General features: G+C 62.6%; 17 protein-coding genes. 7 read left to right on the top strand and 10 right to left on the bottom strand.

Going from position 1 to position 15,966, the window contains the following annotated elements; translation table 11 throughout:
* Nucleotides 1-88: 88 nt before the first annotated feature.
* The 4 genes from AC13QO_RS28850 (at nucleotide 89) to AC13QO_RS28865 (ending at nucleotide 3,872) form a co-directional block, all read left to right on the top strand.
* Complete coding sequence (locus AC13QO_RS28850; RefSeq protein WP_488542628.1) at nucleotides 89-1,087, top strand: LacI family DNA-binding transcriptional regulator; 999 nt, start codon at nucleotides 89-91, stop codon at nucleotides 1,085-1,087.
* 15 nt (nucleotides 1,088-1,102) lie between these two features.
* Nucleotides 1,103-1,771, top strand: coding sequence for a 3-oxo-tetronate 4-phosphate decarboxylase (gene otnC / locus AC13QO_RS28855; RefSeq protein ID WP_488542629.1), 669 nt, complete (start codon nucleotides 1,103-1,105; stop codon nucleotides 1,769-1,771).
* 145 nt (nucleotides 1,772-1,916) lie between these two features.
* On the top strand, nucleotides 1,917-2,585 hold the full coding sequence (locus AC13QO_RS28860) for a haloacid dehalogenase type II (RefSeq protein WP_285194594.1): 669 nt from the start codon (nucleotides 1,917-1,919) through the stop codon (nucleotides 2,583-2,585).
* 12 nt (nucleotides 2,586-2,597) lie between these two features.
* Nucleotides 2,598-3,872: an NAD(P)/FAD-dependent oxidoreductase gene (locus AC13QO_RS28865; protein ID WP_488542630.1), complete on the top strand. Its 1,275-nt coding sequence runs from the start codon at nucleotides 2,598-2,600 to the stop codon at nucleotides 3,870-3,872.
* Nucleotides 3,873-4,029: 157 nt separating this feature from the next.
* On the opposite strand, the gene AC13QO_RS28870 is transcribed toward AC13QO_RS28865, so the two are convergent.
* The 6 genes from AC13QO_RS28870 to argE form a co-directional block, all read right to left on the bottom strand.
* Nucleotides 4,030-5,487, bottom strand: coding sequence for an NAD-dependent succinate-semialdehyde dehydrogenase (locus AC13QO_RS28870; protein ID WP_488542639.1), 1,458 nt, complete (start codon nucleotides 5,485-5,487; stop codon nucleotides 4,030-4,032).
* Between the two features lie 69 nt (nucleotides 5,488-5,556).
* Nucleotides 5,557-6,600: a tartrate dehydrogenase gene (locus AC13QO_RS28875; RefSeq protein ID WP_488542631.1), complete on the bottom strand. Its 1,044-nt coding sequence runs from the start codon at nucleotides 6,598-6,600 to the stop codon at nucleotides 5,557-5,559.
* 9 nt (nucleotides 6,601-6,609) lie between these two features.
* Nucleotides 6,610-8,073: an aldehyde dehydrogenase family protein gene (locus AC13QO_RS28880; RefSeq protein WP_488542632.1), complete on the bottom strand. Its 1,464-nt coding sequence runs from the start codon at nucleotides 8,071-8,073 to the stop codon at nucleotides 6,610-6,612.
* Nucleotides 8,074-8,197: 124 nt separating this feature from the next.
* The gene (locus AC13QO_RS28885) at nucleotides 8,198-8,551 is read right to left on the bottom strand and encodes a cupin domain-containing protein (protein WP_085781743.1); all 354 of its coding nucleotides are present in this window, start codon (nucleotides 8,549-8,551) and stop codon (nucleotides 8,198-8,200) included.
* Between the two features lie 37 nt (nucleotides 8,552-8,588).
* Nucleotides 8,589-9,512, bottom strand: a complete 924-nt coding sequence (locus tag AC13QO_RS28890; protein WP_488542633.1) for a 2-hydroxyacid dehydrogenase — start codon at nucleotides 9,510-9,512, stop codon at nucleotides 8,589-8,591.
* 23 nt (nucleotides 9,513-9,535) lie between these two features.
* Nucleotides 9,536-10,660: an acetylornithine deacetylase gene (gene argE, locus AC13QO_RS28895; protein WP_488542634.1), complete on the bottom strand. Its 1,125-nt coding sequence runs from the start codon at nucleotides 10,658-10,660 to the stop codon at nucleotides 9,536-9,538.
* 260 nt (nucleotides 10,661-10,920) lie between these two features.
* Between argE and AC13QO_RS28900 the strand changes: the two genes are divergently transcribed.
* The gene (locus AC13QO_RS28900) at nucleotides 10,921-11,823 is read left to right on the top strand and encodes a GNAT family N-acetyltransferase (RefSeq protein ID WP_488542635.1); all 903 of its coding nucleotides are present in this window, start codon (nucleotides 10,921-10,923) and stop codon (nucleotides 11,821-11,823) included.
* Here the strand turns inward: AC13QO_RS28900 and AC13QO_RS28905 are convergent.
* Both AC13QO_RS28905 and AC13QO_RS28910 read right to left on the bottom strand, forming a co-directional pair.
* On the bottom strand, nucleotides 11,793-11,996 hold the full coding sequence (locus AC13QO_RS28905) for a hypothetical protein (protein ID WP_488542640.1): 204 nt from the start codon (nucleotides 11,994-11,996) through the stop codon (nucleotides 11,793-11,795). The two genes, AC13QO_RS28900 and AC13QO_RS28905, sit on opposite strands and share 31 nt — an antisense overlap.
* Complete coding sequence (locus AC13QO_RS28910) at nucleotides 11,993-12,304, bottom strand: hypothetical protein (RefSeq protein WP_434714411.1); 312 nt, start codon at nucleotides 12,302-12,304, stop codon at nucleotides 11,993-11,995. Before AC13QO_RS28910 ends, AC13QO_RS28905 begins: the two co-directional genes overlap by 4 nt.
* 309 nt (nucleotides 12,305-12,613) lie before the next feature.
* Here AC13QO_RS28910 and AC13QO_RS28915 point away from each other — a divergent pair, with 309 nt between their 5' ends.
* Nucleotides 12,614-13,519, top strand: coding sequence for a LysR substrate-binding domain-containing protein (locus AC13QO_RS28915; protein WP_488542636.1), 906 nt, complete (start codon nucleotides 12,614-12,616; stop codon nucleotides 13,517-13,519).
* Between the two features lie 53 nt (nucleotides 13,520-13,572).
* Nucleotides 13,573-14,703: an HPP family protein gene (locus AC13QO_RS28920; protein ID WP_488542637.1), complete on the top strand. Its 1,131-nt coding sequence runs from the start codon at nucleotides 13,573-13,575 to the stop codon at nucleotides 14,701-14,703.
* A 122-nt stretch (nucleotides 14,704-14,825) separates the two neighbouring features.
* Here AC13QO_RS28920 and AC13QO_RS28925 read toward each other — a convergent pair whose 3' ends face one another.
* Nucleotides 14,826-15,098 (bottom strand): hypothetical protein, encoded by a 273-nt coding sequence (locus tag AC13QO_RS28925; RefSeq protein ID WP_085782065.1) that lies wholly within the window; start codon nucleotides 15,096-15,098, stop codon nucleotides 14,826-14,828.
* A 57-nt stretch (nucleotides 15,099-15,155) separates the two neighbouring features.
* Nucleotides 15,156-15,966, bottom strand: an 811-nt coding sequence (gene groEL / locus AC13QO_RS28930) for a chaperonin GroEL (protein ID WP_488542638.1), incomplete at its 5' end; no start/stop codon positions are given.

Below are 15,966 nucleotides of genomic sequence, written 5' to 3' on the forward strand. Positions count from 1 at the left end.
TTCTGGTCGGAAGTGATGAAAAATGGCTGTCGCAGCGAGGCGTCCCGAGGATAGTTTCGCGCTTCAGATGCCGGGTTCAAAATTGACGATGGAATTCAAAAATCAGGCGACGGTGACCCTTGCAGAGGTCGCGCAAGCAGCCGGCGTCGGCGAGAGCACGGTGTCGCGCGTGCTGCGCAATCACGGATCGTTTTCTGGCAGAACGCGGGAGCGGGTAATGGCTGCCGTCGAGCGGCTGGGCTATGTCCCGAACCGGATCGCCGGAACGCTTGCCTCCACCGGTTCGCGCCTTGTCGCCTTCGTCATTCCCTCGCTGTCTAACATCGTATTTTCCGACGTGCTGCGCGGAGCGGGTGCCGTTCTCGAAGAAAATCGCTATCAGGCGGTCTTTTCGGTCACGGACTATGATCCGGGCAAGGAGGAGGCTCTCGCAACCGCCATGCTTGCCTGGCGCCCGGCGGCAGTGATGCTGGCGGGCTACGAGCACACCGACGGTACGGCGAAGATGCTGCGCGCCAGCGGATGCCGGGTCGTCGAACTGCTCGATCTGGATGGCGATGCCCTCGATATCGCGGTCGGCTTCTCGAACCGCGCGGCCGGGCGGGAGAGCGCTGCCTTCCTGCTCAGGCGGGGCTACCGGCGGATCGGTTATGTCGGTCACGACCTGGACCGCGACACCCGCGCCGGCAAACGGTTCTTGAGCTTTTGTGAAACTCTTGAAGCCAACGGCACCCCCCTCATCGCCCAGGAAATCCTCGCGGACGCTTCCTCGGTCGAAAACGGCAAGCAGGGACTGGAGCGACTGCTCGCACGAGCGACCGGCCTCGATGCGGTCTACTTTTCCAACGATGACATGGCGCTCGGTGGTTATTTTCATTGTCTCGCTCAAGGGATCGCCATCCCCTCGCAGCTCGCTATATTCGGCTATAACGGCCTCGATATCGGCCGGGCAATACCGCAACCCTTATCGACCATCCGCACGCCGCGTGTGGCGACGGGGCAGATCGCCGCTGAGCTGGTCATCGCCAACGCGCCGCCGCAGGCCATCGATCTCGGTTTTGAACTGATCGAAGGGGCAACTGCGTAACCTGGAGGAACCGCCATGTCCGACGCGCGCCTGCGTGAGGAAATCTGCCTATACGCTCGCTCGCTGTTCGAGCGCGGGCTGACGCCCGGTTCGTCCGGCAATATATCGTTGCGGCTGGAGGACGGCGGCTGGCTGGTGACGCCGACCAACGCCTCGCTCGGTTTTCTCGACCCGGCCCGGCTCTCCAGGCTCGATGCGCAAGGCCGTTTGCTGTCCGGCGACAAGCCGACCAAGGAAATCCCGCTTCACACTGCCCTCTACGATACACGCGGCAGTGCCCGCGCCATTGTCCATCTTCACTCCACCCATGCGGTGGCGCTGACCATGCTGCCGGAGATCGATCCGCGTGCCGCCCTGCCGCCGATGACGCCATATTATCTCATGCGCGCCGGTCAAACGGCCTTGGTGCCGTATTATCGTCCTGGGGATCCGGCGGTGGCTGACGCAATCCGGGGACTGGCAGGCAGATATTCGTCGGTGCTTCTCGCCAATCATGGACCTGTTGTCGCCGGTGACAGCCTGGAGGCGGCGGTCTTCGCGACCGAGGAACTGGAGGAAACGGCGAAGCTCTATCTGCTGTTGCGCAACCTCAATCCCCGTTTCCTCAGCCCGGCCGAGGTGGCCGATCTCGTCCATACCTTCGGCCTCGATCTTCCGTCGCATCATGACCACGATCACGACTGAACCCGAGCGGCGCGCAACCTTCTGCCAAACGCCGCTTTCGATACGATAGATTCTGCTTCGGATGCCGCCAATTCGGATAAGCCACGGATAAAGCGGTGCCTATGATTGTGAAACATCCCGGTTCCAATCATTCAAGGATACGCAGATGACGACGTTCCGCCCGAAATACATCACCTTCGATTGCTACGGCACGCTGACCAACTTCCAGATGGCGGAAGCGGCGCGCGACCTCTACGGCGATCAACTGGAGGAGCCGCGCATGGCGGAGTTCGTCAGGAATTTCGCCGCCTATCGTCTGGACGAGATCATGGGCGCCTGGAAGCCCTACGCCGAGGTGGTGCACAACTCGCTCGAGCGGACATGCAAGCGCAACGGCGTCACGTTTCGCGACGAAGCAGCGCAAATGGTTTACGAGCGTGTTCCCACCTGGGGGCCGCATCGGGACGTACCCGAGGGCCTTGCCAGAGTTGCCAAGGAAATTCCTTTGGTGATCCTGTCCAACGCCATGAACTCCCAGATCATGTCGAATGTCGAAAAGCTCGGCGCGCCCTTCCACGCGGTTTATACCGCTCAGCAGGCCAATGCTTATAAGCCGCGCTTCCAGGCTTTCGAATACATGTTCGACATGCTCGGCTGCGGACCAGAGGACGTGCTGCATTGCTCGTCCTCCTTCCGCTATGATCTGATGTCGGCCCACGATCTCGGCATCAAGAACAAGGTCTGGGTCAATCGCGGTCACGAGCCGGCAAATCCCTATTACGGCTATGTCGAGATTCCCGACATCTCCGGCTTGCCTGGCGTTGTCGGCCTCTGACGAGATAAGAGGATGCAGTTCCAGTCCTACTGGCACGACACAGCGCGTGCTTTTGCCGATGCGGCTCAAGGTCCTGTCGAAGGACATTATGATGTCGCCGTGATCGGCGCAGGCTTTACCGGGCTTGCAGCGGCGCGCCAGCTTGCTAAAGCCGGCGTCAAGGTCGTCGTGCTCGAGGCCGAGCGGATGGGCTGGGGGGCATCAGGGCGCAATGGCGGCCACCTCAACAACGGACTGGCTCACAGCTTCCTGTCCGCGAAGTCAGCGCTCGGCGCGGAGAAGGCTATGGCGCTCTATCGGGCGTTCGATGAGTCCATCGATACGATCGAGGCGATCGTCACCGAGGAGGGCATCGATTGCAATTTCCGTCGCGCGGGAAAGCTCAAGCTTGCCTCCAAGCCTCAGCATTTCGATGCCATTGCCCGCAACTTCGAGGCTGTGCATAGAGAGGTCGATCCGGAGACGGCGCTTCTTTCGGCGAATGACTTGAAGAGTGAGGTTGGCTCGCCCTTCCATGGCGCCATGCTCTCGAAAAAGAGCGCGATGATGCATATGGGCCGCTATGTCGCCGGACTCGCCGCCGCGGCCGTCCGCCACGGCGCCGTCATCTTCGAAAAGGCTGCCGTGACCGAACACAAACAGGGCAATGGGCGCCACAGCCTTGAGACGGGGCGGGGCACCGTCACGGCCGACCACGTGTTGGTCGCTACAGGCGCCTACACGCCGTCGCTCTTCGGCTATTTCCGCCGCCGGATCATTTCCGTCGGCAGCTTCCTGCTCGCTACCCGTCCGTTGAGCGACGCCGAAATCGCAGCGACGATGCCGGGAAACCGGACCTGCGTCACCTCGATGAACATCGGCAACTATTTCCGGCTATCGCCGGACAAGCGGCTGATCTTCGGCGGCCGCGCACGCTTTTCCGCCACGTCTGATCAGCGGTCGGATGCAAAGAGTGGCGATATCCTGCGCGCCGGCCTGGCTGAAATCTTCCCGCAACTTGCCGGCGTCGAGATCGATTATTGCTGGGGCGGGCTCGTCGACATGACGAAGGACCGCTATCCGCGCGCCGGTTACGTCGATGGCGTGTGGTACGCGATGGGCTATTCCGGCCACGGCGCCCAGCTCTCCACCCACCTCGGCATGATCATCGCCGACGCCATCATGGGCAAGGCGGACCGCAATCCGGTAAAGGGGCTCGATTGGCCTGCCGTTCCCGGCCATTTCGGCAAGCCGTGGTTCCTGCCGGTCGTCGGGCTCTACTACAAGACACTTGATCGCTTCATGTAAGCGCGGCGTGGCGAGAGCGGCTCAGTCATTCTCGCACCTGTGTCGCAAAATCTTGCAGCAGGGGGTGACAGGCAGAATCCAAAGATCCGTGGCTTGCGATAGCGTTTAGGAAGGGCGCCGGAATGAACTCCCGGCGCCCCTTTGTTTTTGCTGTCGGTCAGGAGAGACCGCCGATGTGGAAGCTCTTCATTTCCAGATATTCCTCAATGCCGCATTGTGCGCCCTCGCGCCCGAGGCCGGATTGCTTGACGCCGCCGAACGGAGCGACTTCGGTCGAGATGGCGCCCGTGTTCAGCCCGATCATGCCGAACTCGAGCGCTTCGCCCACCCGCCAGGATCGTTTCAGGCTCTCGGTGTAGAAATAGGCGGCAAGGCCGTAGGGGGTGGAATTTGCAATGCGGATCGCCTCTTCCTCGGTGTCGAACCGAAACAGCGGGGCAACCGGTCCGAATGTCTCTTCGCTGGCAAGCTGCATGTCGGTCGTCGCGCCGCCAAGCACCATCGGCGCCGCATATTGATCGCCGCCCGGCATAGAGCCGGCGGTGGCGAGGATCTTGGCTCCCTTTGCTACCGCATCGTCCACGTGACGCTTGATCTTCTCGATCGCTGCCTTGTTGATCATTGGCCCGATATCCGTTCCGGCCTCCGTGCCTGCCCCGACCTTCATAGCAGACACGCGCGCGCCGAGCTTGGCGGCAAAGGCATCGTAGACGCCGGACTGGACGAGAAGACGATTGGCGCAGACGCAGGTCTGACCGCCATTTCGGAATTTGGACGCGATGGCGCCCTCTACGGCAAGGTCGAGATCGGCATCGTCGAACACGATGAAAGGCGCGTTGCCGCCGAGTTCGAGACTGAGCCGCTTGATGCTGTCAGCGGCACCCCGCATCAACAGCGAACCGACGCGGGTCGAGCCGGTGAAAGAGATCTTGCGGACGGTCTGGTTCGTCATCAGTTCGTCGCCGATTGCGGCCGGCATGCCGGTAACGATGTTGATCACCCCCTTGGGGATGCCGGCGCGCTCCGCCAGTACGGCCAGCGCCAGTGCCGAGAAGGGGGTCAGCTCCGATGGCTTGATGACCACCGTGCAACCGGCCGCAAGCGCAGGCCCCACCTTGCGGGTGATCATCGCATTGGGAAAATTCCACGGCGTGATGATCGCCGATACGCCGACGGGCTCCTTGAGAACAACGATCCGCCGGTCCGCGATAGGCGAGGGGATGGTCGTTCCGCCAATGCGGCGCGCTTCCTCGGAAAACCATTTGATGAATGAGGCGCCGTAGCGGATTTCGCCCCGCGCTTCCGTCAGCGGCTTGCCCTGTTCCGTCGTCAGGATCAGTGCCAGGTCCTCGATATTGTCGAGCATCAGGTCGTGCCAGGCTTCGAGCAGGGCGGCGCGCTCGGCATGGGTCTTTGCCCGCCATGGACCAAACGCTTTTTCCGCCGCCACGATAGCGGCCCGTGTGTCGGCTCCGTCCATGTCGGGCACGCTGCCCAGCACATGCTGCGTCGCCGGATCGATCACCTCGATCGTGCGCCCGGCTGCGCCCCCGCACCATTCTCCGTCGATGAGCCCCTGCTGACGCAGCAGGCTTGCATCCCTCAATCCGTTCATCTTGTCCTCTTTCATAAATACCTCCACAAATTCGGGCGCAAAGCCGCGGCGTGTTTTTTGCGACGTGCTCTAGCCGAGTGCCGAAAGCACCGATGCCGTGATCGCCTCCGTCTTGTCAGTGCCGGGAACGGCGCCGATGCCGCGCGCCGTCGTCGCCTCGATGGCGGCCATTACCCTGCCGGCGGCGGTCGCCTCTCCGAGGTGTTCCAGCATCATTGCGCCCGACCAGATGGCTGCGATCGGATTGGCGATTCCGAGATGAGCGATGTCGGGCGCGGAGCCGTGGACGGGTTCGAACATGGACGGCGCCTGGCGATCAGGATTGATGTTGGCGGATGCCGCAAAGCCGAGCCCGCCTTGGATGGCGGCGCCAAGATCGGTCAGAATGTCGCCGAACAGATTAGATGCGACCACGACATCGAGACTATCAGGCGCCATGACCATGCGGGCGGCCATGGCGTCGATATGGTAGCTCGTGACTTCGACATCCGGATATTCCGCCGAGAGCCTGTGGGTGATCTCGTCCCAGAAGACCATCGAATATTTCTGCGCGTTGGACTTGGTCACCGACGCGAGTTTGCCGCGCCGCACACGCGCCTGCTCGAAGCCGAAACGCAGGATTCGTTCGACCCCCTTTCGGGTAAAGATCGAGGTTTCCACCGCCACCTCGCTGTCGGTGCCCTGATGGATGCGGCCGCCGGCGCCGGAATATTCGCCCTCGGTGTTTTCACGGATGCACAGGATATCGAAGTCTTGCGACCGCAGCGGTCCCTGCACGCCGGGCAGCAGCTTGTGCGGGCGGATGTTGGCATATTGTACAAAAGCCTTGCGGATGGGCAGCAGCAGCCCATGCAGGGACACGGAATCCGGCACCTTGCTGGGCCAGCCGACGGCGCCGAGCAGGATGGCGTCGAAGGACCTCAGCGTCTCGATACCGTCGGCCGGCATCATGCTACCGTTTTCGAGATAATAGTCGCAGGACCAGGGGTAGCGGGTCGCTTCAAGAGAAACACCGCTCGCTCCGGCTGCCTTTTCGAGCACGGCCCAGGCAGCATCGGTCACGTCGCGGCCGACGCCGTCTCCCGGCAGAAGGGCAATCCTGTAAGTCTTCATGTGAGCTCCTTAAAGGCTGATGAGCACGCTCTTGCTCTTGCGGTTGGCGTGATAGGCTTCGCGGCCGAGGTCCTTGCCGATGCCGGACTGCTTGTAACCGCCGGTCGGCAGGATATGGTCGCGCGACCTGCCGTAACGGTTGACCCAGACGGTGCCGGCCTGCAGGCGCCGGGTGAGGCGGATCGCCCGCGAGAGATCACGGGTAAAGAGGCCCGCCGCCAGCCCATAGGATGGGTGGTCGGCCAGCCGCAGCGCCTCCTCTTCATCCTCGAAGGTCTGGATCGTCAGGACAGGTCCAAAGATTTCCTCGAGAACCGCGGGCGATGTTGCCGTCACTCCCGAAATCAGCGTTGGCGCGTAGAAATATCCCTCACGATCGAGCCGGCGGCCGCCGGTGAGGCATTCGGCGCCGCCATCGATGGCGGCGCGGATGATGCCGTCCATACGGGCGATCTGGCGTTCGGAGATAACGGGTGAATAATCGGTCGTTTCCTCCCAGGTCGGCCCTGGTCGGATTGCCGCCAGTCTGGAAAGCAGTGCCGCTGCGAGCGCGTCCGCCACCTTCGCGTCGACGATGAGACGAGATCCGCATATGCAGGCCTGGCCGGCATTGGACAAGATGCTGGCGGCGATGGCGCCTGCCGCAAGATCAAGATCGGCATCCGCGAAGACCAGCTGCGGGCTCTTGCCGCCGAGCTCCAGCGTCATCGGCTTCACGCCCGTCCTGGCAATATTGGCCATGATCGCCGCGCCAGCCGCGGTCGAACCGGTGAAGCTGACCTTGGAAATTCCCGGATGTCCGGTGATGGCGGTTCCGGTGATCGGCCCGTCACCCAGCACGACGTTGACGAGGCCGGCGGGCAGGCCGGCGCGCACCGAAAGCTCGGCAAGATAGAGTGTCGAAAATGGCGTCATCTCCGAAGGTTTCAGCACCACCGCATTGCCCGCCGCCAGCGCCGGGCCAAGCTTCCAGCCCGCCATTGACAAGGGGAAATTCCAGGGTGTGATGGCGCCGACGACGCCATAGGGTTCCGTCACGATCATGCCGAAATTCGTGTCGTCGGTCGGGACGAGATCGCCGCCTTCCTTGTCGGCGAATTCGGCAAAGAAGCGGATCTGCTCGGCGGTGACGGCGATATCGCCGGCGACGAGATGGCCGACCGGTCGGGTCGAGGAGAGGGCCTCAAGCCTGGCAAGTGTCTCCGCCTCGGCTTCGATCAGATCTGCCCAGCGCTGCAGCGCCTTGGTGCGCTCGCGCGGCCGCACACCACCCCAATTGCTTCTATCTAACGCCCCCCTTGCCGTCTCCACGGCTTGGTCGACGAGGGCTGCGTCGGCAAGCGGACAGCCGGCATAGGCCTTGCCGTCGGACGGCCGGTGCATATCGATGACGGCTTCGGCCGGAACCAGCCGGCCGCCGATGAAATGCCCCATGGGCAGGGAAATCGAGTTCGGATCGAAGCTGAGTGTCATTGCGTATCCTCGGCATGAGCTGAGGTAAGCCTAGCTGGGGAAAGCGAGCAGCATGCATCGACCGGCGGTGCCGGGGCGGCGAAAAATTGCGTTTTCGCCGCCACCATCAGTTAATTCTACGGCGTCACGTCACGGTCACGTAAATCTTGCGCACCGTCTCGAGCGTCTTCCAGACGCCGACGAAACCCGGCTTCATGACAAAACTGTCGCCAGCCTTATAGACCACCGGTTCTCCGCCTTCCGGCGTGAGTTCGACCAGGCCGGAAAGGATATGGCAGAACTCGAAGGTCTCGCCCTTGATCGAACGGGTCTCGCCGGGCGTTGCCTCCCATACGCCGGTATGAACGGTGTCTGCGCGAGCAACATCCTGCGCCCAGGTCTTGAAGGTGGGGTTGCCCGCGATCAGACGCTCTGGTAGGGGGCCGGACTCACGCGGCGCATGGGACGGGTTGGTGTCGATTGTCTTAAGCAGGGACATGACTTTCCTTTCGAGGTGTGGATGGTTGGTGAGATGATCAGTAGCCGCGGCTGCGATCGATCAGCCCGATCGGGTCGAGGCCCGCCCGGTGCCGTTTGATGTTGCCGATCACGGCGGCCGCAGCGGTTTCGGCTTGGGTGACGCTGGCAATATGCGGCGTCAGTAAAATCTTGGGATGGCTCCAGAAGGCGTGGCCGGATGGCAGCGGCTCCGGATCGGTAACATCGACGACGGCGCCGGAGAGATGTCCGGCGTCAAGGGCTGCGACGAGCGCCTGGTGATCGAGCTGGGCGCCGCGACCGACATGAACGAGTGCGGCCCCCATCGGAAGCCTGGCGAAGAGCTCGGCATCCAGCAAGCCGCGCGTCTCCTCGGTCAGCGGCAGCATGCAGACGAGAATATCGGTGGTGGCAAGCAGGGTCTCGAGCCCCTCGCCGCCGCTGAGGCACCGAACGCCGTCGATCGCGCGCGGGGTGCGGCTCCAGCCGGACATCGGAAAGCCGAAAGGACGCAAACTCTCAAGCACTGCGCTTCCGAGCATGCCGAGCCCGAGCACGCCGATGCGGCGTTGCGCCGCCTGAACGGCTGCGATCGGTTGCCAGATCCCGCGGCGCTGCTGGTCGAGATAGGCCGGCAGATCGCGATGGAGCGCGAGGACGGCCAGCGTCACATATTCCTGCATCATTCTGACGATGCCGTCCTCTACCATCCGCACCACCTTGACCTGCGCAGGCACGGCGTCGATGCGGAACTGGTCGATGCCGGCGCCGATCGAAAACAGGATTTCGAGGTTGCGGTAGCGGGCGAGATCATCCGGCACGGTCCAGGTGATCAGGTAGCGCACAGCCTCCGGTTCGACCGAAGCCGGATCCATGGCGAAGGCCATGTCGGGCAGCTCGCGCGCGAAGGCGTCGGCGAATATCGCGCCGCGCTTCGCATCGGAATTGAAGAGAAAGGTCATCGCAACGGCTCCTTGATCTGATGTCAGGCGGTGCAACGTCGGGCGAGTGCCTCGATCATGCCCTGGCAGGCCAGGAGCTCGCTCGCTAGGATGAATTCGTCCGGTCGGTGAGCACGGGCGATATCGCCCGGGCCGCAGATGATCGCATCCATGCCGGCGCGCTGAAAAAGGCCGGCTTCCGTGCCGTAGCTGACGGCGGCGAGCGGCTCGATACCAGTGAGTTCGCCAAGCAAGTGAGCAAGCGGCGCATCGGCTGCAAGCGACAGCGCCGGATAGGCGCTGAGTTCGCGCCATTCCGACTGAAAGCCGCGTTGCGGCAGCGCCTCGGCCATCACTCGCAGCGGCGCCAGCAGCGTGGCCGGGTCGATTCCAGAAATAGCCCTGGCCTCGAACTCGGCTTCGCAGCTATCGGGAATGATGTTGATCGCCTGGCCGCCCTTCAATGTGCCGACCTGAAGCGAGGAATAGGGCGGTTCGAACACAGGATCGAACGCACCCTGCGTCAGCCGCTCGGCTTCGGCGCTGGCGCAAGCTAAGACCTCGGTCATGGCGTGAATGGCATTTAGTCCCTGGTCCGGGCGGGAGGAGTGGCCGGAGCGGCCCCTGACAGTCAGCCGAGCGGCGGCCTTGCCCTTGTGTGCGCGGATCGCCCGCATGCCGCTCGGTTCGCCAATAATCGCGCCGAGCGGATGTGCACAGAGCTCAGGCAGGCGCGCGATCATGTGCGGAACGCCGCGGCAGCCTGCCTCCTCATCGTAGGAAAAAGCGAGGTGGATGGGCCGGCGGAGGCGCGCCGCCGCGAGTGCGGGGACGGCGGCAAGCACGACGGCGAGAAAGCCCTTCATGTCGGTGGTTCCGCGACCGTAGAGGCGGTCCGCTTCGGCGCGGAGACGGAACGGATCGCTGCTCCACCCGCCTTCCGCGGCGGGAACGACGTCCATATGGCCGGAGAGGATGTAGCCCGGCGTCTCGCTTGGGCCGATCGTTACGAAGAGGTTCGACCGGTCGCCCTCGGGGCCGGCAATCTCCGTGGCGACAATACCGTGGCTTTGCAGGTAATGCCTGATCCACCCAACGATCTCGCCGTTCGGCGTGCCGACGACCGAGGGAAAGCCGACCAACCTTTCGAGGATTTCAACTGCCTGCATGTGCGTCCTCGCATCGCGGGATATAGAGTTGCACCGGCCCACTCGCGGGCAACGGCGCAGCCGGCGGTGGGGTCTGTCAATGACTGTAGGGACTTGCCCAGGCTTTATTTGCCGAAACTGCATCGGATTTGGACGATTGTTGTGTTTGCACGGGCTTCGCCAGTGAATTGTATCGCGCAATCCGTCCTAATCTCGACGAAGGAACTTCCGGGCGCAGCTTTCCCTAAGGGTTGGCCGGACAACGCCGCAGGAGGGCGGGAGTGAGTGCACTGACATCCGAATCCAGGTTGGTCGATAGTTTCGAAACGCGCATAACCGGGATCGACAGCGTCGATCTCGACAAACTGCATGCGCTTTCGATGTCCGTCGCCTGGCCACACCGCCGTGAAGACTGGCAATTCCTGCGCGAATTCGGGCAGGGCATTGCGGCCATCGATGAAATCGGCCGCATCCTGGGCTCTGCGATGTGGTTTCCCTATGATGGCCGGTTCGCCACGATCGGTATGGTGATCACCTCGCCGCGCCTGCAGGCCAATGGCGCCGGGCAGTGGCTGATGGGCCATGCGCTCGACCAGGTTGCGGGAAGAAATCTTGGGCTGAACGCGACGCGGGCGGCGCGACGCCTTTATCTGGCCTTGGATTTTGTCGGTGAGGCGCCCGTGTTTCAATGCCAGGGCGAAGCGACTGTGCCGCAGAATGTGGAACTGCCGGCCGGTGCCGCGATACGGCCCGTAGAAGCTGAAGATCTGGAGGCGATCGCGGAACTGGATCGCGTTGCCTTCGGCACGGACCGCACGCTGCTTCTGACACGGCTCATGGCACATTCCAAGGGCGTCGTATTGGTTCGCGCCGGCCGGATCGAGGCCTTCTCGCTTTGCCGAAGGTTCGGGCGCGGCCATGTCGTCGGCCCGGTGGTGGCGGTCAGTGACGCAGACGCAATTGCCGTCGTTCATCCGCATGCGCTCGAGCATGCGGGGTCATTCCTGCGCCTCGATACGCGCGAGAAAGCCGGAATATTCGCCGATTTTCTCTCCCGCTGTGGCCTTGCTGTCTTTGACTTCGTGACAACCATGTCGCTGGGCGACCCTTGGCTTCCAATTCCGGGAGGTCACGTGGGGCATCGGCCGAAAACCTATGCGCTGGTCAGCCAGGCGCTCGGCTGACGGAAATTAAGCGCGGGATAAATGGGCATGGCGGCCGAAGCCTCGATATGTTCGGCTTCGGGTCGGAAGGAACGATATTGCCACAGGCCTTGCGCCGTTTCCCACCGGTATACGGTCTCAAGCCAGAACACCGTGTCATCGATCGGCAGGACAGGATGCCAATTTATGCTCAGCCGATCGAGCGCAGCCCGAGGTAGGCCGCCAGGCTAATGGCAGAAAGCGCGATGGTCAGACTGGGGCGGGCGTCGTCGAACATTGCCGCCAGCAAAAGGCAGAGCATCAGCACGACGGATTTGGCCCAGAGATTTTGGTCGGAGATGGTAAAGGCGACTGCCGCCAGAAAGACCGCGCTTGCGACGACCGTTACGGGAGCGGATTTCTCAGCGAGGTCGCCGCCGGGAAAATACGGCAGAAGAAAACGCCGCATGCTCAGGCCTGAAGCGACGCTTAGAAGAAGGCAGGTCAAAACAAGGTGCAGCATATGGTCGGCGCCGGTCGTTCTACAGATCAGCACAGAGACGCAATCTCCATGCCAGCCGAAAAACGCTCGGTAGCGGGGCAGATCCCGGACTTTGCGTGGCTATTTCGGTGGCGTCTCGATCTTTTTTTCGGCAATCACTTGGCTGTCCGGCCTGCCGATGGCGCGGACATTATGAGAAGGTCGCGCCCGGGAGCCCTCACGCTGTCCCGATTCCGGTTTTTGCGCCTGTGTCTAAACCCGCTTGAGCTCGGGTGATGATTTTTATATAGAGAACGATGACTCGCTTTAATTCCGGAAAAGAGATTTTTATTGGACCTTTCGTCAATCGAGATATTCCTCGCTGTTGCCAGCGATCGCAGCGTTACGAAGGCTGCAAAGGCCGTCGGGCGGGTGCCGTCGAATGTGACGACGCGCATCCAGCAATTGGAGGAGGACCTTGGCGCTTGCCTGTTCAGCCGTGACGGGAAGAAGATGACGCTGACGCGGGAGGGCGAAACCTTTCTCGCCTATGCGAATCGGCTGATGGCGCTGGCGCTCGAAGCGCGCCAGGCCGTGCGGCCTCTTGCCCCATCGGGAACATTGCGGGTTGGCACGATGGAGAGCACGGCGGCAAGCCGGCTGCCGGCGGCGTTGACGCAATTCAACCAGATGTGGCCCGGCGTGTCGCTGCATCTGACGATGGGCGCGTCTCGCGATCTCGCCCGCGATGTTCTGGCCGATGCGCTGGATTGCGCGCTTATTGCCCGCCCACCGAAGGCGATGCGGGACGAGGATAAGGATTTCGATGCCGAACTCGAGGCGCTGGAGATGGAGACGGTCTTCATCGAAGATCTGTTGATCGTGCTGCCATCCGGGCATCCCGCCATCAAATCCGCGGCCGACCTGCGTGTCGGGTCGCTCGCGGCTTTGGAACCCGGCTGCACCTATCGCCGGATTGCCGAAGATTGGGTGCGCAAATCGAGCGACCTGCTGACGATCGAGCACGGTTCCTATCATGCGATCCTGGCGAGTGTTGCGACCGGAAATACCGCGGGTGTGATGCCAAGGTCCGTTCTCGATCTCATGCACTGGCCGACTGCCGTTCAAACGCATCAGCTCGGGCCGGTCGAGACCCTGCTGGTTTACCGCAAGGACGATTGCCCAAGCGCCTTCAGTGCCTTTCATGAAGTGCTTGGCGCAACCAAAGGCAGAGATGTCAGGCTGGCGGCAAACTAGCTCCGGCGTCTCGTCCTCGACCTCCAGAAAATCCTCACTCAATTGGTCTTCGCATGCAATTTCCCGTTTCACCGAAGGTAAGGCCGAGCCGTTTTCGCCGCTTTCGATTGTTTTCGCCCATTCTGGCCGGCGCGACGCTAAGAGAACGATTGATCGCCTGTTTCGGGGCCTTGCTGGGCATCGGTCTCACTGGCGTCATCAGCGGTTATCTGTTCGGTCAGGGGCCGCATCTTCCGCTGATCGTCGCACCGATGGGGGCGTCGGCGGTGCTGCTTTTCGCGGTGCCGGCAAGCCCGTTGGCGCAGCCATGGGCGATCGTCGGCGGCAATACAATTTCCGCCCTGATGGGGATTATTGCGGCGTATTTCATTCGTGATCCGATCATTGCGACGGGCGTCGGCGTTTCGCTGGCCATCGGGGCAATGTCGTTCACGCGATGCCTGCATCCGCCGGGAGGGGCTGCGGCATTGACCGCCGTGCTCGGCGGCCCCGTCGTTGCCGGGTGGGGGTTCCTCTTTCCCTTCGTGCCCGTCGCTTTGAACTCCTGTATTCTCGTCGGGCTCGGGCTGCTGTTCCACAAGCTTTCAAGGCGGAACTATCCGCATGTCGTGCCGAAGCCGGCGGAGAACACCCACCAGACGATCGATCCGCCATCCGCCGCGCGGGTCGGCTTTCGCGAGGAGGATGTCGATGCCGCCCTCGAAGCGCTCGACGAAACATTCGATATCGATCGTGCGGACCTCGGGAGACTGCTGCAGCAGGTCGAGCTGCAGGCGGCGATCCGATCGAACGACAAGATCAGCTGCGCCGATATCATGTCGCGTGATGTGATCGCCATCGGCGAGACGTCCGAGCCGGACGCCGCGCGACATCTTCTTTTGAAGCATAATATCCGCACCCTGCCGGTGAACGATCGGGAAGGCCGTCTGATCGGCACTGTCGGCTTGCGCGAATTGTTTGGGGGCGGCGAGACGATCGCCCACGCGATCTCCAAGCCGGCGGTGGCAAGAGCTTCGGATCTCGCCCTGTCGCTGCTGCCGGTTCTGACGGACGGGCGCACCCATGCCGTCATCGTCGTCGACGACGACCACCGGATCCTCGGCCTGATATCGCAGACCGACCTTTTGAGCGCCGTTGCACGGCTGCTGCCGAACGACGGCGATACGATCGCGGCTGTGGCGTGAAACGTGCGGAGCGGCTCGGATTGCTGCCGGCCCGTCACGGCCGCCGAAGGCGACATGCCTTCGGCGTCAGCCCTTCCGATATGATCTCGGCTATGAGCTGAAGCGGATGCGGGATGCGCTCGTCATCGATTGCGTGCCGGCGCAGTCACCGGCGTAGTTGGGCGTCCGTTCGTCTCAAACAGGCCGCGGGCCGCCTGAACCATCGACTGCAGATGATTGGGATCGCGCACGCCCTGTCGGTACAGCTCGATGATGATGCTCGCCATTCGTTCGGCTTCGTCGCTGTCTCTTGCCACTGCGTAATCGGCGCTGAGCTTGTCGAAGACGCGTTGGCAGGTTTCGAGATCGCGGGAGTCCAACGGCACCTGCGATCGGCTTAGGATCGTTTGAACCATCTTCATTCTCTCGGAAAAGGCCCGCCCGGCGTGTCCGGGCGAGCCTGAGACCCTGACTTAAAAGTCCATACCGGCGCCGGGCGGCATTGCCGGAGGAGCATCCTTCTTCGGCTTCTCGGCGATCATCGCTTCCGTCGTCACCAGCAGGCCGGCGATGGAGGATGCATCCTGCAGCGCGGTGCGAACGACCTTTGCCGGATCGATGACGCCCTGCGCGTAGAGATCGCCGAATTCGCCGGTCTGAGCATTCCAGCCATAGGAGAAGTCGCTCTTCTCGCGCAGCTTGCCGACGATGATAGAGCCTTCGGCGCCGGCGTTTTCGGCGATCTGTCGAGCCGGGGCCTCGAGCGCACGGCGGACGATGTCGACGCCGACCCGCTGGTCGTCATTGGCAGTCTTGATGTTGCCGAGCGCCTTGACCGCGCGCAGCAGCGCCACGCCGCCGCCTGGCAGGATGCCCTCCTCGACCGCTGCGCGGGTGGCATGCAGCGCGTCGTCGACGCGATCCTTCTTCTCCTTCACCTCGACCTCTGTCGAGCCGCCGACGCGGATGACGGCAACACCGCCGGCGAGCTTGGCAAGGCGTTCCTGCAGTTTCTCGCGGTCATAGTCGGAGGTGGTTTCTTCGATCTGGGCCTTGAGCTGGGCAATGCGGCCTGAAATTTCCTCCTTCGAACCGACGCCGTCGATGATCGTCGTGTTTTCCTTCTCGACCGTGATCTTTTTTGCCCGGCCGAGCATGTTGAGCGTCACATTCTCAAGCTTGATGCCGAGATCTTCGGAGATGACGGTGCCCGCGGTCAGGATGGCGATGTCTTCCAGCATGGCCTTGCGGCGGTCGCCGAAGCCGGGCGCCTTGACGGCAGCG

Source organism: Rhizobium sp. CNPSo 3670 (genome assembly GCF_057784555.1).